This is a genomic window from Mesorhizobium metallidurans STM 2683 (genome assembly GCF_000350085.1).
Classification (GTDB): Bacteria; Pseudomonadota; Alphaproteobacteria; order Rhizobiales; family Rhizobiaceae; genus Mesorhizobium; species Mesorhizobium metallidurans.
Genome location: NZ_CAUM01000134.1, coordinates 132,538 through 155,341, shown reverse-complemented (window position 1 = coordinate 155,341; position 22,804 = coordinate 132,538). Strand labels below are relative to the sequence as shown.

Sequence of the window (22,804 nt, the reverse complement as noted above, 5' to 3'; positions counted from 1 at the left end):
GAGGGCGATGCAAAACACCAGTTTCGAGGTTGGCCGGAGCGGGGAGGGCTCGCGGCCATCAGGATTTGGAGGCCACAATGGCTGACAGGATGAAGCGCGACTACAGCCTGGTCGGCGAAAGCACGCGCAGGGCAATCGAAACCGGGTTGGCCTCGGCCGAATGGTATCACACCGACGTCTCCCGCAAGGCGATGAAGGAATTGATGCAGCGATCGGACGGTCCGGCGATCCGCGATACGATCATCTGGATTGTCGCCATCCTGGGCTCGGCCGCCGGCGGCATCTGGTTCTGGGGCAACTGGTGGTGCGTGCCGTTCTTCTTCGTCTACGGCGTGCTTTACGGTTCCTCCAGCGACTCGCGCTGGCACGAATGCGGCCATGGCACGGCCTTCCGTACGCGCTGGATGAACGATGTGGTCTACCAGATCGCCAGCTTCATGCTGATGCGGAACCCGGTGACATGGCGCTGGAGCCACGCCCGCCACCACACAGACACGATCATCGTCGGGCGCGATGCCGAGATCGCGGTGATGCGGCCGCCGGACCTGTTGCGCGCAGCACTTGCCTTCACCGGCATCCTCGATTTCCGCTATTCGCTGCCGACATTGGTGCGCAACGCGTTCGGCAAGATCTCGCCCGACGAGAGGAGCTTCATTCCGGAGATGGAACTGCCGAAGGTCGTCACCGCCGCGCGCTGGCATGTCGCCATCTACGTCGCGACGATAGCACTCGCCCTCTATACATGGTCGTTCCTGCCGCTTGTGCTGATCGGTCTGCCGCGCCTCTACGGCAGCTGGCACATGGTGATGACCGGTTTGCTGCAGCACATTGGTCTCGCCGACAATGTCGTCGACCACCGACTCAACACCCGCACCGTATACATGAATCCAATCAGCCGGTTCATCTACTGGAACATGAACTATCACGTTGAGCATCACATGTTCCCGATGGTGCCCTATCACGCGCTGCCCAGGCTGCATGAGCTGATCAAGCACGATCTGCCCCTGCCGAACCCTTCGATCTGGCATGCCTATCGCGAGGTCTGGCCGGTCTTGCTGAAGCAGCTCAGATATGAGGACTATTTCCTCAAGCGCGAGCTGCCGCCGACGGCGCGGCCCTATCGTGGCGAGTTCCACGAGGTGAACATGTCGGCGGCCGCGGAATAAGTTGCGCGGACCAGGGATTTCAGGAGATAGAGATGGCCGATTGGGTGGAGGCTTGCGCTGTGGACGATATCGAGGAAGAGGACGTCATCCGCTTCGACCACGGCGGCCGCACCTTCGCGGTCTATCGTTCGCCGGATGACGAGTTCTTCGCCACGGACGGGTTTTGCACCCATGAGAAGGCGCATCTGGCCGACGGGCTGGTCATGGACGACATCATCGAATGCCCGAAGCACAATGGCCGCTTCAACTACAAGACCGGCCAGGCCAAGGGGGCTCCCGTCTGCGTCAATCTCGTGACTTACCCGGTGAAGGTCGAGGCCGGTAAGGTGCTGATCCAGATCGGCTGAGCCACTGCACAGCAATCACAAGGGGATAAAATCGATGAGCCGGAAAAGACCCACTATCGCTGACCTGCGCGCCATGAAGGGCAAGCGGCAATTGACGATGCTGCGCGTGCTGACGATGGACGAGGCCGAGGCGGCCGAGCGGGCCGGCGTCGATATCGTCTCGGTGCCGCCGGAGTTGGTGCTCAACCCACAATACCGCGATGCCGCACCCAGCCTGTTCACCATGCCGGGCGACAATTTCTACGAGATCGGCACCGCCGACGATTTCGTGCGCTGGGCGTTCCGGCTCTACAAGGCCGGCGCCGATGCCGTCTATTGCAGCGCCGGCTACGCCACGATCAAGCGGATGGCGGACGATGCCATTCCGGTGATCGGCCATGTCGGCCTGATCCCGTCGCGCGCCACCTGGACCGGCGGCTTCAAGGCCGTCGGCAAGACCGCCGACACCGCCATGCAGGTCTTCGAGGCGGTCAAGCAGCTGGAGGCCGCCGGGGCTGTCGGCGCCGAGATCGAAGTGGTGCCGGTCGAGGTGGCAAAGGCAATCTCGGAACGCACCTCGCTGATCATGCTGTCGATGGGGGCGGGCACCGGCTGCGACGCGCAGTATCTGTTCGCCGACGACATACTCGGCCAGAACCGCGACCACATGCCCCGCCATTCGAAGGTCTATCGCAATTTCGCCGCCGAATATGACCGCCTGCAGGCGGAACGCGTCGCCGCCTTCTCGGAATACGTCGCCGACGTCAACAGCGGCGCCTACCCGGAAGACAGGCACATCGTGCACATGGACCCCAACGAACTCAGCCTGTTCATGAAGAAGGTCGGCGCGGCCTGAGCGCGCCGCAGCGTTGGTTTTGCCTCGTCGGCCGCTGCTACGCCCGCCAGGCGCCGCTGGCGAGCGCGGCGTAAAGCGGTTCGGCATCCGCTCCGAGCGGTCTGTCTTCCCTAAGGCTTGATACGTGCGCGCGCACAGCTGCATGGATCACACCTGTCGCTGGCGCCAGCGTCAGGCCTTCGCGCAGGTCGACCGCCTGCGCGGCCGCCATCAGCTCGAACGCGATCAGCCGCCGCCACAGCACGATCATCTCGGCGCATTTCGAGACGGCCAGCGGCGTCTGCGTGGCATGATCCTCGACGCCTTCCGAGACGGGCAGGAAGTCGAGCATCACCGGATTGGCCTTGTGGCGGATGCTGGCGAGGATCGCCGCCACCGTCTTTTGCAAGGGCACGAAGCCGGCCGAGGCGCCGCCGACCGGCGACAGATATTTGGGCAGGCCGTTGCGGGTTGATCCGGTGAGCTGGATGAAACGGGCGGCCGAGGCCGCCGCACATTGTGCGATGGCGAGGCCGAGCGTCTCGAAGGCGAGCGCCAGCGACGCGGTGTGGAAATTGCCGGTCGACAACACCATGCCGTCGTCGCCCAGCACCAGCGGATTGTCGGCGGCGGCGTTGAGCTCGATCTCGACGGCACACTTTGCCTGACCGATCGCCTCGATCAGCGCGCCGTGGATCGACGGCATACAGCGAATCGATAGCGGGTCCTGCAAGGTCGTCGGCGTCTGCTTTTCGTCGCTGGCCAGAAGATCGCGCAAGCCTTTCGCGGCTTGTTGGTGGCCGGCGGCAGGTCTTGCCGCCTGCAGGCGCGGATCGAGGATCGTTCGGTTGGCGCGGAGGGCTTCCATGGTCAGCGCGCCGGCCTGCTGTTGCTGCGCGAGGGCGGATAGTACGTCGGCCACTGCCAGCGCGCCGCTGCCGGTGGAGACAGCCGAGGCGTTGATCAGCGACAGCCCGTCCTTGGGCGCGAGGCTTACGGGCACCAGCCGCGCCATCATCAGCGCTTGGCGGCAGGCATGCGCCGGCCCTGGTATTCGGCTTCGCCTTCGCCGATCAGCAAGCGGGCAAGAGCTGTCATCAGCACCAGATCGCCGGCGCCGATCGAGCCGAGCGACGGCATCACCGGATGGACGCCGGCATTGAGCGCCTGGACCAGCGCGACATAAATGGCAGGCGACAGGCCTGAGCCGCCGGCCGACAGCATCGCTGCCCGAGCAAACATCGTTGACCGCACAGTCTCAACCGGCAGCGTTTCGCCGACCGCGCCGCTGCGCCCCTCCAGGAGCTGGCGCTGGAAGGCGCTGGCGTCGTCCTCCACCGTGGTGCCAAGATTGGCGCCGAGCCCGGTGTTGAGGCCGTAGATTTGCTGCCCGGATGCGGCAGCCTGGTCGAGGGTTTTTCGCGCTCTGTCGAGCCGCTCCATGACATCGGGTGCGACATCCACCTTCCGGGCGTCGCGGGCAACCGACGCGACATCCTCGATGCTGACACCGGCGCCCGCCAGGACGAGCGCGCTCATGCGAAGCGCAGCCTCTGGCCGATGCCTTGCGTCTGCGCCTTAGCCAGCATCGCCTTGCCCAGCGCGATATCGGACAGCGACAGGCCGCGATGCCAGAACAGGATGGTCTCGTCGTCGCTTTGGCGCCCGGTCTTGAGGCCGGCGGCGATCTGGCCAAGCTCGGCGTGCAGCGTCTGTTCGCTCAGCCGTCCGGTCTCGACATGGGCGCGCAGCGAGCCGAACTTGCCGCCCTTGCACTGGCCCCAGTCGTCGACGACGATCTTCTGCATGATGTCGGTCAGCGACAGCTCCACCGCGCTCATCGTGCCATAGGGCACCACCAGCGCGCCGGGCTTGATCCATTCGGTCTTAAGCAGCGGCTGCGGCTCTGGCAGTCGCGAGGCCTCGACGACGATGTCGGCGCCCTCGACGCAGCTTTTCCAGTCGGCAACCGCCGTGACCTTCTTGCCAAGGTCGGCGGCAAGCTTCGCGGCAAAGCCGTCGCGGCTTTCCGGCCGGCGCGAATGGACGCGGATCTCGTCGAAGTCGAAGAGATGGTCAAGCAGGCGCACGTTCCAGTAGGCGGTGCCGCGCGCGCCGATATGGCCCAGCACCTTCGAGGTCTTTTTCGCCAGATGTTTCGCGCCGATGGCGGTGACGGCGCCGGTGCGCATGTCGGTGATGACGGTGGCGTCGAGTACGGCGCGTGGCGTGCCGGTGCGCGGATCGAACAGGTTGAGGATGCCGAATTCCGAAGGCAGGCCGTGCAAATAGTTGTCGACATAGTCGCCAACGATCTTGACGCCGGCCGCATCGAGCGGCGCAACGTAGCCGCGCAGAACGTTGAAATGGCCGTGGAAGGACGGGTCCGGCTCAAGATGGACGCGCGGTTCGATCACCGTCTGGCCGTTGCCCTGCGCCACCAGGCCGGCCTCGACCGCATCGATGATCTCGGCATCGGTCATTGCGAGGGCTTCGATGTCGAGGGCGTTGAGATAGTCGATGTAGATTGGCTTCATGCGTGCGCGGTTTCCAAGGAGGCCCCGGCCATCCCATAACAGGCCGCGACGCGACACGAAAGTTTGTTGGTCCATCTCTGGACGGCGCCGCCCAAATGCTGTTCAAACCGTTGCATTATCGTTTTGCCGGACAATTTGTTGGTTCCCAGTGGCGCGGGAAGATTTCGTACAGTTCCGTTCATGACCGCCATTCCCGAGAACGAAGCCTTGCCTGAAAGCGCGACACAGGCGCGCCGCGTGGCGCTGATCGTCGCGGTTGCGTTCTTCATGCAGCTCCTGGATTCGACGATCATCTCGACATCGCTGCCGCAGATGGGCCACTCCTTCGGTGTGCCGGCAGTGGCGATGAGCATCGGCATCACCGTCTATATGCTGACCATGGCGGTGTTCGTGCCGCTGTCCGGCTGGCTCGCCGACCGTTTTGGCGCGCGCAACGTCTTCCTCATTGCCATCGCCCTGTTCACCCTGGCCTCGATCGCCTGCGGCGTCTCGCAGGATCTGACCCAGTTCGTCGTCGCGCGTGCTGTGCAAGGCTTGGGCAGCGCGCTGATGACGCCGGTCGGCCGTATCCTGGTGCTGCGCAACGCACCGAAGTCCGAGCTGCTCAACGCCACGGCGCTGATCACATGGCCGGCGCTGTTTGCGCCAGTGATCGGGCCAGTGCTTGGCGGCTTCATCACCACCTATCTGTCCTGGCACTGGAATTTCTTCATCAACATCCCGCTTGGCGTAGCCGGGCTGGCGCTGGTCGCCCGCTTCATTCCCGGCGACCGTGATACCGAAACCAGGCCGCTCGACTGGCCGGGCTTCTTCTTGACCTCGGTTGGGCTTGCTTGCCTGCTTTACGGCCTCGAACGCATCGCACATCCGGAGGACGGTGCCTTGCCGACCGTGGCGCTGCTTGCCGCAGGCATGCTCGTTGGCTGGCTGGCCGTGCGGCATCTCGCGCGTGCAAAAAATCCGCTGCTCGACCTCACAGCGTTCAAGGTGCAGACTTTCGCTATATCGACGCTGACAGCCGGCACGATTTTCCGGGTCGCCATCAACGCCACGCCGTTTCTGTTGCCGCTGCTGTTCCAGGTCGGCTTCGGGCTGAGCCCGGTCGATGCCGGCATGATGATCCTGGCCTATTTCCTTGGCAATCTCGGCATGAAGGCGGTGACGACGCCGACGCTTAGACGCTTCGGCTTCCGTCCGGTGCTGATCGTCAACGGGGTGATCGCGTCGCTGTCGATCATGGCCTGCGCGGCGATCTCGCCGCAGACGCCGCAAGCGCTGGTGGTGGCGCTGATGCTGATTGCCGGGCTGTCGCGCTCGATGCAGTTCACCGCGCTCAACACGCTGGCCTTCGCCGACGTGTCCGCAGCGCAGCGCAGTTCGGCCGCGACCTTGTCCAGCATGCTGCAGCAGGTGGCGATGCTGTTCGGCGTGGCGGTGGCGGCGGCGCTGCTCAACCTGTCGCAGATCGCCAGGGGCGGGCCGGCGCTCGGCCTCGTCGATTTCCGCATCGCCTTCCTGGCGATCGGCGCCGTCGGGCTGGTGGCGGCCTTGCGTTTCCTGGCATTGCCGGCGACTGCGGGCGCCGAGGTTTCGGGTCATTCCCCGCGGAATTGATATCGCGATTTTTCGCCATTTGCAGAGATAAATTCCGCCTGCTCCTTTCGTCTTGGAGCCGATGTTTCGCCGATGGCTCCGCCAGCGCAACGAACTGCCAAAAGTGCAGCAGTTTCTGTGTATTGCACCAGCTTCGGCAATCGGTATGTCCACTCGCCGAATATCATCGCCAGCCGGGATTCTGAACGCGGATTCATTTGACGAATTGGTCTTGAGCCGATTAGCTTTCGTTTCGGATGGCCGCAGAGGGAGCAGGGCGTAGCCATCTTGGGCGAGAGCGACACCGGGCAATGAATGCAATCGGCTGGCCGAACTGGAGGAGCCTGAACCAGGAAGGCATTGTTTTTGCCATTGCGGTCGTGCTGTTCGCCGCCGCCGCGATCGGCCTGCCGGGGTTCATCGACCCGAACAATCTCGTCGCCATCGTGCGCTCGGTGTCGGTGCTGGGCATCCTGGCGCTCGGCATGGCTATCGTCATCATCGGCAGGGGCATCGACCTGTCCGCCGTGGCGATTATGGCGATGTCGGTCGCCTGGTATCTGCAGTTGCTGAATTCGGGAACGCCAGACGGGCTGGCCTTCGCCTATGTGCTCGCCGGCGTTCTCGCCATCGGACTCCTGAACGGCTTTCTCGTCGCCTATGCCGACGTTCCGGCGATCTTCGTCACGCTCGCCACCGGCTCCTTCGTCTTCGGCTATGTACGCTCGCAGTTGATCTCGCAGGACGCCGTACCGGTGCCTCAGGGACATTGGGTCGAGCTTCTGGGCGGCCTGCGCTTCCTCGACATCCCGGTCGAGGTCTTCATCTTCGCCGGGCTGGCCTTCGTCTTCTTCCTGTTCCTGCGCTTCACCAAATGGGGCCGCTACATCTATTTCGCCGGCGACAACCCGGTCGCCGCGCGCAACATCGGCATTCCGGTGCGCCCGATGCTGGTGCTGCGCTACGTGCTTTCGGCGTTCGTTGCCCTGATCGCCGGCCTGCTGACCGCGGCCAGCCTGCATTCGATCAACACCCGCATCGTCAACTCCACGCTGCTCTACGACATCGTGCTGGTGGCGGTGATCGGCGGCATCGGGCTGTCCGGCGGACGGGGCGGGGTTCGCAATGTGCTGGTCGGCGCCGCGCTGATCGGCATCCTGCTCAACGCCATGACCATCATCGACATTCCGCTGCTCTACCAGAACCTGATCAAGGCGGCGATCCTGCTGGGAGCGATCATCGTCGACGGTTTCATCAATCCGCGCGACGAGCAGACTGCCCAGCAAGGCGACATCTAAACCAAACGCGGACGGTTGGGCCGGCCGCTGACAACCACGACCAACCAGAGGATGTGACATGAAAATCATCAGGACATTTATGGCTGCGGCGGCAGTATTCGCTGTCTCAGTCTTCTCGGCACCTTCCTTCGCCGCCGAGGATCCGGGTCCCGCCGCCTATTCGCAGGCGCTCAAGGGCAAGCGTGTCATGCTTATCCCGATGGCGATGGGCTTCGACCTGGCACAGGGTTGGACGCATTTCCTGAAGAAGGAGGTCGAAGCCTGGGGCGGCACCTTCGAAACGCGCGATCCGAACTGGGTGGTCGACGCCGGCGCGCAGGCGATCACCGACGCGATCTCGTCGGACACCAGGCCGGACGTGCTGATCATCCATTCGCCCGATCTCAACTCCTATGCAAAGCTGATGAAGAAGGCGCAGGCCGCCGGCACCTACGTGCTGCTGGTCGACAATCCGGCCAATTTCCCGGCCGACGCCTTTGTCGGCAGCGACTGGGATCGGCTCGGCCAACTCGAGGCCGAAGCTGCGATCAAGGGCTGCGGTCCGAATTCCTCGAAGAAGCTCGGGCTGGTGCAGGGCGACCAGGCCAATTCGTCGAGCCTTTACCAGTATGCCGGCATCATGAAGGTGCTGGAGAAGAACCCCGACTTCAAGGTCGTGGCCAAGCCGGATTCCAACTGGGATGCGACGACCTCGCGCAATGTGACGACGACGATGCTGCAGCAGAACCCCGATATCTGCGCCATCATCGACTTCTGGGACGGCGATGCCACCGGCGCGGCCGCCGCTATCCGCGACGCCAAGCTCGAGGGTAAGGTGTTTCTGGTCACCACCGGCGGCGGCGAGAAGACCGCCGACTGCGACAAGCTGCAGGACGGCACCTATGGCGCGGTTGTCATGACCGACCTTGCCCGTCAGTCGGGCGACATGAACGCCATCATCAAGTTCCTGCTGCAGAGCGGTCAGCCGGCCGGCACGTCGAAGACCTATATCTACACGCTGGAGAAGGCGACGACCAAAGCCGATCTCAAGCCTGACAGCTGTTGGGACCTGAAGGCGCTGCAGGCCGAAACGGCGAAGTAAATCGCCGGTCCAAGACAAGCCTCAACGAGGTGGCGGGAACAATCCAGCCACCTCGTCTCCTCATGCAATCACGGCAGTGGCCCGATGTCCTTTCGCGAACGCCTTCAGTCCTGGCGCTACAATCTCGTGCCCGACCATGTCGTCGGTGAGATCCTGACCAAGCGCTGGACCGACAACGCCATTCCGTTCCTGGCGCTGGTGGCGACGCTCGGCGTGTTCGGCTCGCTCATTCCGGGCTTCTTCAAGCTGACGGCGCTGCAGGATTCGACCCGCCAGCTCGGTGAATTCTCGCTGCTCGTCACCGGCATGACCGTGGTCATGCTGGGCGGCGGCATCGACCTTTCGGTCGGCTCGATCTTCGCACTCTCCTGCTTTTCCGCCGTCTATGTCTTCTTCATTCTCGAACAGTCGGTGTGGCTGGCGCTGGCCGCGTCGATCGCCACCGGGTTGTTGTTCGGGGCGATCAATGGCTACCTCATAGGCTATTTCAGGCTGCGCGCCTTCCTGACGACGCTGGTCACCTTCATCTTCGGGCGGGCGCTGTTTGACATACTGGTCACCACCTATGCCGCCGACGTGCAGCTTTCCAGCGCCACATCGGACGTGCTGGATTTCATCGGCGACGGTACCTTCTGGGGTCTTTCCGTTGCGGTGTGGGCGGCGATCATCCTGGCCATCGTCACCCATGTCGCGCTGACGCGTTCACGGCCCGGCTGGCATGTACTGGCGGTCGGCGGCTCCAGGCGATCAGCGCACAATGCCGGCATCCGCGTGCGCCGCACCGTGTTCATGACCTATGTGTTCTCCGGCTTCTGCGCTTCGCTTGGAGGCTTTCTCATCGCTTGCCGGCTGAGCGGGGCAGGGCCGGGGACCGGCCTCAACCTGGAGATCATGGCGCTGACGGCGGCGGTCGTCGGCGGCGTCAGCCTGGGTGGTGGCCGCGGCTCGGTGGTCAAGGGGCTGATGGGCGCGATCATCGTGCTGACCATGACCAACGGGCTGATCCGCATGGGCTACGGCACCGGCACCAACCAGATGGTGCTGGGCATCATGCTGGCCGTGGCCGTCACCATCGACATTCGCTGGCTGAAGAACCGCGACAAGGTACTGAACGAGGTCTATGTCGCGCCGGTCTATCTGAAGATGGGTGCGACGCAGTCGGCAGCGTCCGGCTCCGGCACGCCTTACGAACTCGACAACCGGCTGTCGGCCGCGGACCACATCGGACTTGGCGAACTGGAGGGTCCGGAAGACGTCATCCTCGACCGCGACGACCATCTCTATTGCGGCACCCGCCATGGCGAGATCGTCCGCTTCTTCGCGCCGGACTACATCCGCTCGGAGGTCTTTGCCCATATTGGCGGCTTTCCGCTGGGCCTGGCCTTTGACAAATCCGGTAATCTGATTTCGTGTGTCGGCGCCATGGGGCTCTATTCGGTGTCGCCGCAGCGCGAGGTCAGGAGGCTGTCGGCGGAGACGTCGCGCTCCTGGACCTCGGTCGTCGACGATGCGCGGCTGCGCGACCCCAACGATTGCGACATCGCGCCGGACGGGCGCATCTACTTCACCGACTCGACCAAGCGCTACGACGCCCATGACTGGGCGCTGGATTCGATCGAGAACCGCGCCACCGGGCGGCTGCTCGTCTACGATCCGAAGGACGGTTCGACGAAGACGTTGCTCGACGGTTACCGCTACACCAACGGCGTGTGCATGGCGCATGACGGCAAGTCGCTGTTCTTCGCCGAAAGCTGGGCCTGCCGCGTGCATCGCTACTGGCTGGAAGGGCCGAAGGCAGGCACCGCCGAATGCGTCATCCGCGACATGCCGGGTTACCCCGACAACATCAACCGCGCCTCCGACGGCAATTACTGGATGGCCTGGCTCGGCATGCGCACGCCGAGCTTCGATCTGTCGCTACGCCATCCCGACATGCGCAAGCGCATGACCCGCCGCCTGCCGCAGGACGAGTGGCTGTTTCCCAACATCAACACCGGCGGTGTGGTGAAGTTCAACGAGACGGGCGGCATCGTCGAGGCGATGGGCGACCTTTCCGGCGACGCACATCCGATGGTCACCTCGATGCGGGAGCACAAGGGCTATCTGTTCGTCGGCGGCATCCTCAACAACCGCATCGGTCGCTACAGGATCCCTGGCGCCGATCCGAACTGGACCAGCCCGGCCTCCTACTGGGGGACGAGATCATGATACTCGATCCGATCCTCGACATCTTTCGCGGCAAGGCGGTGACCATCCCGCCGCTCGACGGCGCCTTTCGGCCGAACACGGTTCTGGACGATGCCCCAGTCTTTTCCGTATTGATCGAGCCCGACAATCTGGCCGCCACGGGCGACCGCCTGCTGACCTCGAGCGGCAATGGCGTCTTTGCGATTGCCGGAGGTGCCGAGCCTGCCGTGGTCGAGACATTCCCGTCTCCCGTCACCGCGCTCGCTGTGTCGTCTTCCGGCGATCTTACGGTCGGCCTCGAAAGCGGCAAGTTGCTGATCGCCGGCAAGGAGACAGTGCTTCCCGCCGAAATCCGCTGCATCACGGCGCTCGCCTATGCGGCGGACGGAACGCTATGGCTGGCCAACGGCTCGGCCGACCATGCGCCGGCACAGTGGGCGGCGGACCTGATGAAGAAGGGCGCCTCCGGTTCGTTGTGGAAACGCGAACCCCAAGGCAGCGACTTCCGCAAGCTCGCTGGCGACATCGCCTTCCCCTATGGGTTGCATCCGGTCGGCAGGGATGTGCTGGTCAGCGAAAGCTGGCGCCATCAGATCCTCCGCTTCGATGGCACGACCGGCAGCGGCTCGACGGTGCTGGCGCATCTGCCCGGTTATCCCTCCCGGCTGTCGCCTTCCGCGGACGGCGGCGGCTGGCTGACGCTGTTTGCGCCGCGCAACCGGCTGATCGAATTCGTGCTGCAGGAAACGCATTATCGCGACGATATGATCGCCGAGGTGCCGCCCGAATTCTGGATCGCGCCGGCACTGGCCTCCAACCGCAGTTTCCTCGAGCCGCTGCAATGCGGCGGCATCCGCACCATGGGCATCCACAAGCCATGGTCGCCCAGCCGCTCCTACGGACTGGTGGTCAAGCTCGACCGGAACATGCGGCCGCAATTCAGCCTGCACAGCCGCGCCAACGGCACGCGCCACGGCATCACCAGTGTGGCGGAAAAGGACGGGCATCTGTTCATCGCCTCCCGAGGCGGCGACTGCGTACTGGCCATCGACCTTGCGCCGGGAGGCTTCTGATGGAGCCGATCATTCGCCTGGAGAACGTCACGAAGACTTATCGCGGGGTGCCCGCGGTGAAGAATGTAAGTTTCGAGTTGCGCAAGGGCGAAATCCACGCGCTGCTCGGCGAGAACGGTGCGGGAAAATCGACACTGACCAAGATCATCGCCGGTGTCGTCGACGCCACCTCTGGCAAGATGTTCCACAAGGGTGTGGAAATCGCCTATGCCTCGCCGCATGCCGCGCTTGAAGCCGGCATCGCCATGGTGTTCCAGGAGACCAGCCTGGTGCCGTCGATGACGGTGGCGCAGAACCTCTATCTCGGCACGGAAAGCTTCCTCAACCGGCTGCGCGGCACCTACATCTCGGCGCAGCAGTTCCTGCAGTCGCTGAACTTTCCCGTCGACCCCAACGCCATGGTGGCGACGCTGGGCGCGGCCAAGCGGCAAATGGTCGAGATCGCGCGCGCCGTCCACCACAATGCCGAGATCATCATCTTCGACGAGCCGACCGCGACGCTGACGCCGGAGGAGAAGCGGCACTTCTTCGCGCTGATCCGCCGGCTCAAAGCGAGGGGCGTGTCGATCGTCTTCATCAGCCACGCGCTGGAAGAGGCACTGTTGATCGCCGACCGTATCACCATACTGCGCGACGGCGAACTGGTGATCACCGACGACACCTCCGCTTTCGACCGCGACAGGATCGTCGCCGCCATGGTCGGGCGCACGCTGTCGGGGCAGATTTACCGCCAGCGCGACGAAACGAAGTTGCGCAAGGCCGGCAAGAAAGTGCTGTCGGTGCAGGACATTTCGATGAGCAATGTCGTGCGCAACACCTCCTTCTCGATCTTCGAGGGCCAGATCACCGGCGTCTTCGGGCTGATCGGCTCCGGCCGCACCGAAACCTTCAAGATCGTCTCCGGCATCTACAAGCGCGACTTCCTGCGCGGCGGCACGATCGAGCTGGACGATAAGCCGGTGCGCTATCTCGTGCCCAGCGAGGCGGTGGCGGACGGCATCGTCTATGTCACGGAGGACCGCAAGAGCGAAGGCATTTTCGAGACGATGGGCATCGCCGAGAACCTGTTCGGCGGGGTGCTGGCGGCAGGACGTGAAAAGGCGTGGGTGATCAACGCGCAGGAGGTGCGGGCGCTCTCGGCGAAGTGGACGAAGACACTGAACATCAAGGCGATCAACGACAATGCCCGCGTGGTCGAGCTTTCCGGCGGCAACCAGCAGAAGGTGGTGATCGGCAAGGGGCTGGTGCAGAAGCCGCGCATCGTCATCTTCGACGAGCCGACGCGTGGCGTCGATGTCGGCGCAATCGCCGAAATCCACCAGATCATCAACGGGTTGGCCGACGAGGGCCTCGCCGTCGTCGTCATCTCGTCCTATCTGCCGGAGATCATGAACCTGTCCGACCGCATCCTGGTCTGCCGGCAGGGCCGTATCGTCGAGGAATTCTCGCCGGCTGAGGCGACGGAGGAGAAAATCATGTACGCAGCCGTGCACTAGGTATGGCGTAGAGGGTCGACATGTCCGGTGGTCGTTGGCGCATGCTTTGGAGATTGGCAGAAACGTCCACCGCTTCGTCATCCTGGGGCGAAGCAAGGAGCGAAGCGACGCGGCGCAGACCCCAGGATCCATGCCGTGACTTCCAAGCGTTGCGGCGGTCCGGAATTCTGCTCCGTTGCACTCCTCGCGAGAGGTCACGGCATGGATCCCAGGGTCTTCGCGACGCCGCTTCGCGGCTGCTCCGCCCTGGGATGACGACGCTGAGGTGCTTCGGCCAACCTTCACGATTCTACGCTACTTCGCGGTAGAAACTGAATCGGCCGAACCGGTTAGCCGCCTTTGCTCAAAACCTGATTCAACGAAAGGAAACGCCATGGCCACAACGAAACTTCTGACCGACGCCGAGGTGGAAAAAATCCCTGCCGTGAAGGCCGTGTTCGACGACATCCGCGCGACGCGCAAATCCGATTTCGTCAACAATTTCTGGCGCGGGCTGGCCAATGATCCGGCTTCGTTGAAGCGGGTCTGGGAACAGCTCAAGGCGGTGATGGTCACCGAGAGCGCCATCGACCCGTTGACCAAGGAGATGATCTACATCGCCGTTTCGACCGCCAATGGCTGCACCTACTGCGTCCATTCGCACACTGCGGCAGCCCGCGCCAAGGGCATGACCGACGCGCAGCATGGCGAGCTGGTGTCGATCATCGGACTGGCCGGGCAGACCAATCAGATGGTCACGGCGATGCAGATTCCGGTCGATCCGCAGTTCGAGTTGAAGTAGGGCGCAGCCGCTAGGCAGGCTTGTAAACCTTCTCCGCCGTGTTCCAGAAAATATCCGCTTCGGCCGCCGCGCCATGCTTGGCCACCGCCTCCCGGTGCACCTTGATCAGTTCGGCGTGGCTGGTCCACAGTTTCTCGATCGGGAAGTTCGAGCCGAACATCAGCTGGTCGCTGCCCAGAATGTCGATCGCATTGTCGACGATATAGGCGATCAGCGCCGGGTCGTTGCGGTGGATGAACGTGCCGAGGCCGGACAGCTTGGCGTAGAAGTTGGGTGCCGCGGACAAAGTGCGCAGGCCGGCCTTCCAGGCCTGCGTGGTCTCAGGCTCCATGCCGGTCAGCATGCCGGCATGGGTGAGGATGAAATTGGTGTCGGGGTTTTCGCCGACCAGCGTCAGCCCGTCCTTCATCTGGGCGGGAAAGAGTTGCAGGTCGAAGGACAGGCCATAGTCCTTCAGCCGGGCGACATTGGCGCGCACTTTCGGGTCGATGACCTGATCGGCCGAGGCGGCGAAGCGAAAGGCCGGGGCCTCATGCCAGTGCAGCTGCATGCGCACGCCGCGCAGCAGCGGATATTTTTTCAAGCGGTCGATCTGGGGACGCACGTCGTCCACGGTCATGTCGGCATAGCCGACGATGGCATGTGGCCAGCCGGTCTCCTCGGCGGTCTTCTGCAGGAAGGCGACTTCCTTCTCGAAGTCCTCCTTGGCCCAGTTGGTCTGGACGTAGATCGCTTTCTCGACGTCCGAGTTGCGCTGGTCGGCGAGGAACTCCTCGATCGGATAGTCGCGCCGGATCGGCTCGTACGGGCCGAAGATGCGCGGCACCATCGGGCCGATCAGCCAGGGCTGGTCCTTTTGGCGCCAGATGTGGAAATGAGCGTCGATCGCCTTCTGCATCATGAAACCCTTTTCCATATTGCCTCGGCCGTCGGAGCAGGGCGGGCAAGCGACAGGATGAAATCGGTGAGGTTTTTCACCGACGAGCCGTCCACCAAATCGTCGAGCACCGGCAGGATGGCGCTGAGTGCTGCCGTTGCCGGGCGGAAGCGCGGATCGCCGGCCAGCGGCGTCGCCAGAGACAAGCGGTAGGCGCGCGCGCTCAGCCGGCGCATTGCGGTCTGCAACTCGGCATGGTCGCCGCGCTCCAGCGCGTCCGACAGGATGACGACCGCTGCACCCCGGGCGAAAGCGGAAAAGCGCGGCACCGAGAGGAAGGCGAGCAGTGTCGGACCCATGCGGGTGCCGCCGTCCCAGTCGTCGACCTGTGCGGCGGCGCGTGCCAGCGCCTGGTTGCAGTCGCGAATGCGCAACGCCCCGGTGATGCGGGTCAGTCTTGTGCCGAAGGTGAAGACCTCGGCGCGGTCCGCGCCTTGCACGGCGGCATGCGCCAGCCTGAGGTAATCCGACGTATGCAGCTTCATCGAGCCGGAGACATCGATCAGCAGCAACATTTTGCGCGGCACGGTCCGGCGACGGCGCAGAAACGGCGCGGGGACGTCGCCATCAGCGCTGACGATTTCGCGCAGCGAGCGGCGCAGGTCGAGCTTGCCGCGCGAATGGGTGCGGACCGTGCGGAACGAGCGGCGCGCAGGCAAGGCGGATGCCAGTTTGCGGCGGAAGGCGGTCAGCCTGTCGTTGTCGCGCCGGAATTCGCGGGCGCTCAACTGCTCCATGGCCGAGGACAGTTCGCCACCTTCTTCCTGCTGCTCGGCTGCGATCTGCTCGTCGTTGGCGCCGCTATCATCCTTGATGCGGGTTTCCTCATCCGCCTCGCCTTCGACCATGGCAGATGTGTTGCCGTAGAAATAGCTCTGGAAATGCGCCTCGAATTCGTCGCGGCGGTCGGGCGTCGGCGCCAGCGTGGCGAGCGCTGCTTCGCGGATGTCGGCCATGGAGCGTGGCCCGAGCAGCGTTACAGCCTGCATGAAGCCAGAGACTTGCTCTGGCGCGACGGCAAAGGCGTGGCGGCGCAGCAGGCGGGCGAAGCCGAGGAACGGCGTGGTCGCACGGGGCAAGTTCTCCGCACGCATCATTCCTTCGCGCCCCCCTCTGTCCTGCCGGACATCTCCCCCTCAAGGGGGGAGATTGGCAGCTTGGGCGCTCCGCTCAATTCTGCAATGTTGAAGATTGGCGAAAGCCGGCGTGACGTCTGATCTCCCCCCTTGAGGGGGAGATGTCCGGTAGGACAGAGGGGGGCGCTGTCCCGCCAGCGGCGCGCACTAGCCCTAGGGTATCGCGCTAGCGCGTTTCGGTCGCGCATCACGCCAGAGCCTCCTCGACGATGCGGCCAAGCTCCGGCGCGATATAGGAGAGGTCTTCCTCGTCCTTGATCAGCACGCCGATGGCGCGGCGAAAAGCCTCCGGCCACGGGCTGCCACCTTTTTCGAGAATGGTGGCGGCATTCGCCCATTCGACCGCTTCGGCGATGCCGGGCGGCTTGGCCAGCGGACGGGCGCGGATGCTCTGCACGGCTGCCGCCACGGCGCGCGCCGTCACTTCCGCAACGTCGCCAGCGCGCAGCATGATGATCTCGGCCTCGCGCCCGGCGTCGGGATAGGTGATCCAGTGGTAGACGCAGCGCCGGCGCAGTGCCTCAGCCAGTTCGCGGGTGCGGTTGGAGGTCAGGATGACGATCGGCTGTGCAGTCGCGCGAATAGTGCCTCTCTCTGGAATGCTGATCTGGAAATCAGAGAGGAATTCCAGCAGCAATGCTTCGAACTCATGGTCGGAGCGGTCGATTTCGTCGACCAGCAGCACGCGCTCTTCCGGCGCATTGAGCACCTGCAGCAGCGGCCGCGCGATCAGGAAGCGGTCGTCGTAGATGTCGATCTCATGCTCGCCGGCATGACGGATGGCCAGCAACTGGCGCTGATAGTTCCATTCGTAGAGCGCATGCGCGGCGTCGATGCCCTCGTAGCATTGCAGCCGCACCAGCTCACGGCCGAGCAATTCGGCGATCGCCTTCGCCGCCTCGGTCTTGCCGACGCCCGGCGCGCCTTCGAGCAGCAGCGGCTTGCCCAGCCTGATCGCCAGGAAGATCGCGGTCGCCAGGCTTTCGTCGGCCAGATAGCGCGAAGCGGCAAGACGCTCCGCCACCGCCTCCGGCGAGGCTGCTGATATCTCGGCGCTTGGCTTCGACATCTCCAGCACTCAGTTTGGGGTTTCCGCTTTCAGCGCCCGCAAGATGCGCTCCGGCGTGATCGGCAGCGTGTCGATGCGCACGCCGACGGCGTCGAAGACGGCGTTCGCCACGGCGGGAATCTGCGGGTTGGCGCACATCTCACCCGGTCCCTTGGCGCCGTAAGGGCCATCGGCCGACGGCCGCTCCAGCACGATGATCTCGGTCTGGGCGAGGTCGCCGGGACCCGGCATCAGATACTGGTTGAAGTCGGTGCCGCCATGGTCGCGGTTTGGGTAATAGGGCTCGGTCGTCTCGTAGAGCGCGTGGCTGATGCCCATCCAGGAACCGCCGACCAACTGCTGCTCGACCATCTTCGGGTTCAGCGCGCGACCGATCTCGAAGATGTTCTTCACCGTCAGCACCGTGACTTCGCCGGTCTCGTCATCGACCTCGACCTCGGCCACCGTGCAGGCATGGGCGTAGCAGGTCGACGGCTTCATCGCGCCAGTCTCCTTCTCGGGATAGGAGCGCGGGATCAGGAACATGCCGCGGCCGGAAATCGAGCGGCCGCGCTTGAAGTGCGCCGACAGCGCGACATCGAAGATCGAGATCGATTTCTGCGGCGCGCCCTTGACCAGGATGTTGCCCTCGCCGTCCGTCTCGAGATCGGAAGCGTTCACTTCCAGCTCCTCGGCCGCCACTTCCAGCATCACCTGGCGAGCTTCCCTGGCCGCCTGAATGACCGCGTTGCCGGCGCGATGCGTGCCGCGCGAGGCGAAGGTGCCCATGCAGTGCGGGCCGGTGTCGGTATCGGCGGTGTCGACGACGACACGGTCGGTCGGCACGCCAATCGTCTCGGCGCAAATCTGCGCCATGATCTGCTTCATGCCCTGGCCGAGATCGACTGATGACAGCGTGACCATGAAGTTGCCGGTCGGCGTCGAATGCACCAGCGCCTGGGTGGGATCGCCGCCGAGATTCATGCCGGTCGGATAGTTGATCGCGGCGACGCCGCGTCCGCGCCTGATCGCCATCTCAAGCTCCCTTCGCGTAGGAGGACATCGCCAGATATTTTTCCGCCACCGGCCAGTTGGCCGCGCGCGAGGCTTCCTGCATGCACTCGATGAGCGCGGCGCCCTCGGTCGGTTGGCGATGCGCCTTCATGTCGCCGTCGCGATAGGCGTTGATGAAGCGGAATTCGAGCGGGTCCAAGCCGATCAGCCGGGCGAGCTTGTCCATCTGCACCTCCAGCGCGAAATCGCCGATGGTAACGCCAAAGCCGCGCATGGCGGAGGAGGGGGTACGGTTGGTGTAGACGCAGTAGGTGTCGATCCAGACATTAGGGATCGTATAGGGGCCGGGATAGTGCCCCGCGCCCTTCTGCGCACCATAGGGCGAGTGACGTGAATAGGCGCCGGCATCGGTGTATCCGGTGACTTTTCGCGCGACGATGCGGCCATCCTTCATGACGCCATCCTTGATGACGACCTTTTCGGCCGCGCGGGGTGACGATATCTGCATCTCTTCCTCGCGGCTGTAGACGAAACAGACCGGTCGTCCGGTGAGCTTGGCGCCGAGGATAGCGATCGGCTCGACGATGACGTCGACCTTGCCGCCAAAGCCGCCACCGACGGTGCCGCCGACGAAATGCAGCTTGCTGCCCGGCATCTGCAGGATGATCGAAGTGTTGTCGAGGGTGAAGAACATCGCCTGCGTGTTGGTGTAGCATGTGAAGCGGTCATTGCCTTCGGGCGCCACGACACAGCCGGTCGTTTCGGTCGGTGCATGTTCGATCGGCGAGGACTGGTAGCTCTGTTCCAGCACGTGATCGGCGCTGGCGAAGCCCGCCTCGACATCGCCGAAGCGCACCTTGCGGCACTCGCCGCTGTCGTAGAGATAATGGTTCTGGCCGTGATATTCGTTGACGATGGGCGCGCCGGGCTTCAGCGCCTCCTCCATGTCGAAGACGGCCGGCAGCACCTCGTAGTCGACCTTGACCTTGGCGGCGGCTTCCTGAGCGGCACGCTCGCTCTCGGCAAGCACCGCCACCACGGCCTCACCCTTCCAGCGCACCTTGCCGTCGGCCAGCACCGTCTCGTCTTCCGGCCCGATCTGGATCAGGATCAGGATGGTGTAGACATTGTGCGGCACGTCCTTGGCCGTCAGGATTTTCACCACGCCCGGATGCTTCTCGGCCTCGGACGTGTCGATCGAACGGATGCGGGCATGGTGGTGCGGGCTGCGCACCATCTTCAGGTGCAGCATGCCGGGAAAATTGCGGTCGGCGAAATAGGCGGTCTTGCCGGTGACGTGGCCGGGCGAATCCGAGCGCGGCCGGGGCTGGCCGATCTCGTGCAGATCGTCCTTGCGCTGGTCGGCGAAATAATTCTTGCGCAGTTCCATCTTTGCTCCCCTCAAGCCGCGTGCTGCGAGTTCGATCGCGCGGCGGTCAGCACCGCCTGGATGATCGGCTCGTAGCCGGTGCAGCGGCAGATGTTGCCCGACAGCGCCTCGACCACCTCGTCGCGGCTGGGGTTGGGCGTATGGTCGAGCAGCACTCTGGCCGCCATGATCATGCCCGGCGTGCAGAAGCCGCATTGGGTGGCGAAGGCATCGAGGAAGGCGCGCTGCAGCGGATGCAGAACGCCGCCTTCCGAAAGCCCCGAAGTCGTGGTGATGGTAGCGCCGTTGCAGGTCTCGGCCAGCGTCAGGCAGGAGAGCCGGAGTTCGCCGTCGATGATGACCGAGCAGGCGCCGCAGGTGCCCTGGTGGCAGCCGCCTTTCGGCGAGGTGTCGCCGATCTTGTCGCGCAAGGCATGAAGCAGCGTCGTGCCGCTGTCGACGAATTCGGCCTTTTCCGCTCCGTTGAGGGTGAATTGAACCGGGACCTTTGCCATCGTTCCTCCTTGCGCGTCTGCCCCAAAGGACAGACGCGCGCGCCCAACGGGCTTAAGCTTTTGTTTCCATGCCCGCGACCTGGCCAAGCAGCAGCCGACCGAGATGGACCGGCAGGACTTGCGCGCGATACCAGGCGCTGGCGATCGGATCGGTGATGGGCGAGGTGCCTTCACCCACGGCGGCCAGCGCCGGCGCGATACCATCCTTGGTCAGCCTTCTGCCGAGCAGCGCCTTCTCGGCCGCCTTGGCGCGCATCGGCCGGTCGGCCATGCAGCCAAGCGCGATGCGTGCCGTGGACACAGTGCCGTCCGCCGCTTGTTCCAGCACCGCGGCTATGCTCAGCACCGAGACGCCCTTGGGCTTGACCCGCGAGACCTTCAGGAAGCAAAAACCGCCGCCTTTCGGCAACGTGAAATCAACCGAGGTAACGATGGCGCGGCTGTCGTCCCGTTTGGCCAGGAATGTTTCGAGTGGCTGATCACCGCCATCCGTGCTGACCGTCGCGTCGAGCGCCAGCAGCGCGACGGTGAAATCGCCATAGGGCGCCGGTGCGAACAGATTGCCGCCGACGGTCGCCATGTTGCGGATCGCCGGGCCGCCGACGGCGCGCGCGGCGGGAGACAGGGTGCTGAGATCCGGATGGCGGGCGATCGCCGCCATGGTCACCGAGGCGCCAAGACGGATCTTGCCGCCGGAGACGGCTATGGTCGACAGGGACGGCTCGGTCGAGCGCACGAAGCTTAAGAGCGACACGTCGCCTTCATTGGTGGCGCGAACGACCAGCGTGCCGCCGCCGAGATAGCGGGCGCCGTCCGCCTTCAGCGCCGCATCGGCATCCTTCACCGTCGAGAAAGTCTGGAGGGCAAGCGCCATGGCACGCTCCTTGTTTCAGCCCAGTTCAATTCAACTTTGACCGGCGAAGTGGCTCTTCAGGGCATTGAAGCCGCCCTGGAAGACGTTGGCGCCCATGCCTTCGGCCAGCTTATCGGCTTCCTCGGGGGCTGCGTCGAAGCTTGCGGTCCATTCGGCGTAGGTGCGGTCGCCATCGGTCACCCGCCGCAATTGCAGCGTTGCCTTGTGATTGGTCAGCGGCTGCGGCGTCTCCAGTATGGAATAGCTGACCAGGAAATTGTCATCGGAGAAATCGAGCAGCTTCTCCCGGATGCGAGCGCCGCTGGCGAGCTGGAAATTGCGCACGCAGCCGATCGTGCCGGCATCCTTGCCGTCCTCGATATGGCTTTCGACCATGCGCGGATGCCAGCCCGGCAGGCCGTTGAAGTCGCGTATGCGCGCCCATACCTTTTCGACCGGTGCGTCGATGACGCTGGAGATGGTGACTTTCGCCATATGGATGTTCCCTTGCAAATCAGATGCTTGGGAGGGTAGGGCAGTGTGCTCGGCAGCGCTTATCAATGCGTCTTGAGCACCTATCAAGGAGTCTGAAAATGAACCACGCGGTTCAGGCTATCGCTCGCGCCGCCTCGCGATAGAGTGTCGGCGGAACGCCGACATGGTCGCGGAAGAAGCGCGAGAAATTGCCCTGCGTGGTGAAGCCGAGATTGCAGGCGACCGAGATCAACGGCTCTTGCGACCACTGCAGCTGTCGCACCGCTTCTTCCATGCGCAGCGTGTTCCAGTAGACGTTGGGCGTCAGATTGGTCTGCTCCTTGAACAGCGCGAAGAAATGCGGCCGCGACAGGCCGACACTGCGCGCCACATCGTCGAAGCAGATGCGCTCGCAAACATTGGCCTTCATCAACTGGATCGCCTTGCGGACACGGAAGTCCTGCATGGTATTGACGCGGGCGCGCACCGCTTGCGGCGCCGAAGCGTCGGCGGCATCGAGCACGCTGTCGATGAAGCGCTCGATCTCGTAATTGGCGATGTCGTCGATGCTCTCATTGTCGCTCAAATGGTCGAGCAGGTTAGCTGCCGCCTGGTGCAGCCAGGGCTCGAGCGTGATCGCCGGGGTCGAAAACAGCGGTGCCGACGACGGCAGGTCGCGGCGCCGGCGGGCCCAGTCCGGATCGATGTAGAAGGCCAGGAACAGACCGGGCGTGCCGTCGCGCGACAGAGCGTGGCTGTGCGGCTGGAAGGAATTGATGCCGGCAGCGGTGCCTGGACCAAGCCGCACCGTCTCACGGCCAATGGTCATCTCGCCGGCCGTGCCTTCCAGCCAGATGATGATATGCGCCTCGACATGGGCATGGGTGACGAAGTCGCTGGCGACGTTCAGGACAGAAACATGTCCGAACCGGCCCCAGTAGAGCCTGATCGCTTCCGTCATGGGTATATCCTCCCGCAGACGACTGGCCTCCCTTCGCCTGCAGTGGGGATATTGCTGCCCAGTTCGGGCCTGCGTCAAGGCGCATGCGCGCATCCGCGCCCGCCATAGAACCCCGAGCCGCTGT

The 22,804-nt window shown here is 64.1% G+C and carries 20 protein-coding genes and 1 pseudogene; 10 read left to right on the top strand and 11 right to left on the bottom strand.

Annotation, left to right across the window (positions count from 1 at the left end; translation table 11 throughout):
* Positions 1-77 precede the first annotated feature (77 nt).
* From MESS2_RS22620 to MESS2_RS22610, 3 genes are read left to right on the top strand one after another with little or no spacing between them, the layout of a single operon-like run.
* Positions 78-1,166, top strand: coding sequence for a fatty acid desaturase family protein (locus MESS2_RS22620; RefSeq protein ID WP_008876797.1), 1,089 nt, complete (start codon positions 78-80; stop codon positions 1,164-1,166).
* A gap of 32 nt (positions 1,167-1,198) precedes the next feature.
* A complete protein-coding gene (locus tag MESS2_RS22615) occupies positions 1,199-1,513 on the top strand; it encodes a MocE family 2Fe-2S type ferredoxin (RefSeq protein WP_008876796.1) in 315 nt (104 codons plus the stop codon).
* 34 nt (positions 1,514-1,547) lie between these two features.
* Entirely contained in the window at positions 1,548-2,348 is an 801-nt protein-coding gene (locus MESS2_RS22610; RefSeq protein WP_008876795.1) for a 3-methyl-2-oxobutanoate hydroxymethyltransferase, read from the top strand.
* Positions 2,349-2,385: 37 nt separating this feature from the next.
* Here MESS2_RS22610 and MESS2_RS22605 read toward each other — a convergent pair.
* Positions 2,386-3,866: pseudogene (locus MESS2_RS22605) on the bottom strand (HAL/PAL/TAL family ammonia-lyase).
* Entirely contained in the window at positions 3,863-4,864 is a 1,002-nt protein-coding gene (locus MESS2_RS22600) for an ornithine cyclodeaminase family protein (RefSeq protein ID WP_008876792.1), read from the bottom strand. The pseudogene MESS2_RS22605 and the gene MESS2_RS22600 overlap by 4 nt, the downstream one beginning before the upstream one ends.
* A gap of 180 nt (positions 4,865-5,044) precedes the next feature.
* Here MESS2_RS22600 and MESS2_RS22595 point away from each other — a divergent pair, with 180 nt between their 5' ends.
* From MESS2_RS22595 to MESS2_RS22565, 7 genes are all read left to right on the top strand, one after another.
* Positions 5,045-6,478: a DHA2 family efflux MFS transporter permease subunit gene (locus MESS2_RS22595; RefSeq protein ID WP_008876791.1), complete on the top strand. Its 1,434-nt coding sequence runs from the start codon at positions 5,045-5,047 to the stop codon at positions 6,476-6,478.
* Positions 6,479-6,768: 290 nt separating this feature from the next.
* Positions 6,769-7,755 carry an ABC transporter permease gene (locus MESS2_RS22590; RefSeq protein WP_008876790.1) on the top strand — a complete coding sequence of 329 codons (987 nt, stop codon included), beginning with the start codon at positions 6,769-6,771 and terminating at the stop codon, positions 7,753-7,755.
* 58 nt (positions 7,756-7,813) lie between these two features.
* Positions 7,814-8,836: a sugar ABC transporter substrate-binding protein gene (locus tag MESS2_RS22585; RefSeq protein WP_008876789.1), complete on the top strand. Its 1,023-nt coding sequence runs from the start codon at positions 7,814-7,816 to the stop codon at positions 8,834-8,836.
* A gap of 84 nt (positions 8,837-8,920) precedes the next feature.
* Positions 8,921-11,044, top strand: coding sequence for an ABC transporter permease (locus tag MESS2_RS22580; protein WP_008876788.1), 2,124 nt, complete (start codon positions 8,921-8,923; stop codon positions 11,042-11,044).
* The gene (locus MESS2_RS22575; protein ID WP_008876787.1) at positions 11,041-12,096 is read left to right on the top strand and encodes a WD40 repeat domain-containing protein; all 1,056 of its coding nucleotides are present in this window, start codon (positions 11,041-11,043) and stop codon (positions 12,094-12,096) included. Before MESS2_RS22580 ends, MESS2_RS22575 begins: the two co-directional genes overlap by 4 nt.
* Positions 12,096-13,592, top strand: coding sequence for a sugar ABC transporter ATP-binding protein (locus MESS2_RS22570; RefSeq protein ID WP_008876786.1), 1,497 nt, complete (start codon positions 12,096-12,098; stop codon positions 13,590-13,592). Before MESS2_RS22575 ends, MESS2_RS22570 begins: the two co-directional genes overlap by 1 nt.
* Positions 13,593-13,965: 373 nt before the next feature.
* Positions 13,966-14,373, top strand: a complete 408-nt coding sequence (locus MESS2_RS22565) for a carboxymuconolactone decarboxylase family protein (RefSeq protein WP_008876785.1) — start codon at positions 13,966-13,968, stop codon at positions 14,371-14,373.
* A gap of 10 nt (positions 14,374-14,383) precedes the next feature.
* On the opposite strand, the gene MESS2_RS22560 is transcribed toward MESS2_RS22565, so the two are convergent.
* The 9 genes from MESS2_RS22560 to MESS2_RS22520 all read right to left on the bottom strand — a co-directional run bounded on the left by MESS2_RS22560 (position 14,384) and on the right by MESS2_RS22520 (position 22,680).
* Complete coding sequence (locus MESS2_RS22560) at positions 14,384-15,271, bottom strand: amidohydrolase family protein (protein ID WP_040593785.1); 888 nt, start codon at positions 15,269-15,271, stop codon at positions 14,384-14,386.
* Entirely contained in the window at positions 15,271-16,407 is a 1,137-nt protein-coding gene (locus MESS2_RS22555) for a vWA domain-containing protein (RefSeq protein WP_008876783.1), read from the bottom strand. The genes MESS2_RS22560 and MESS2_RS22555 overlap by 1 nt, the downstream gene beginning before the upstream one ends.
* A gap of 226 nt (positions 16,408-16,633) precedes the next feature.
* Positions 16,634-17,515, bottom strand: coding sequence for an AAA family ATPase (locus tag MESS2_RS22550; protein WP_008876782.1), 882 nt, complete (start codon positions 17,513-17,515; stop codon positions 16,634-16,636).
* A 9-nt stretch (positions 17,516-17,524) separates the two neighbouring features.
* On the bottom strand, positions 17,525-18,529 hold the full coding sequence (locus MESS2_RS33875; RefSeq protein WP_008876781.1) for a xanthine dehydrogenase family protein molybdopterin-binding subunit: 1,005 nt from the start codon (positions 18,527-18,529) through the stop codon (positions 17,525-17,527).
* A 1-nt stretch (position 18,530) separates the two neighbouring features.
* Positions 18,531-19,898 carry a xanthine dehydrogenase family protein molybdopterin-binding subunit gene (locus tag MESS2_RS33870; RefSeq protein WP_040593755.1) on the bottom strand — a complete coding sequence of 456 codons (1,368 nt, stop codon included), beginning with the start codon at positions 19,896-19,898 and terminating at the stop codon, positions 18,531-18,533.
* An 11-nt stretch (positions 19,899-19,909) separates the two neighbouring features.
* Positions 19,910-20,392, bottom strand: a complete 483-nt coding sequence (locus tag MESS2_RS22535; protein ID WP_008876779.1) for a (2Fe-2S)-binding protein — start codon at positions 20,390-20,392, stop codon at positions 19,910-19,912.
* 52 nt (positions 20,393-20,444) lie between these two features.
* Positions 20,445-21,266: an FAD binding domain-containing protein gene (locus tag MESS2_RS22530; protein WP_008876778.1), complete on the bottom strand. Its 822-nt coding sequence runs from the start codon at positions 21,264-21,266 to the stop codon at positions 20,445-20,447.
* Between the two features lie 30 nt (positions 21,267-21,296).
* Positions 21,297-21,740, bottom strand: a complete 444-nt coding sequence (locus MESS2_RS22525) for an SRPBCC family protein (protein WP_008876777.1) — start codon at positions 21,738-21,740, stop codon at positions 21,297-21,299.
* Between the two features lie 112 nt (positions 21,741-21,852).
* On the bottom strand, positions 21,853-22,680 hold the full coding sequence (locus tag MESS2_RS22520; protein WP_008876776.1) for an AraC family transcriptional regulator: 828 nt from the start codon (positions 22,678-22,680) through the stop codon (positions 21,853-21,855).
* Positions 22,681-22,804 lie beyond the last annotated feature (124 nt).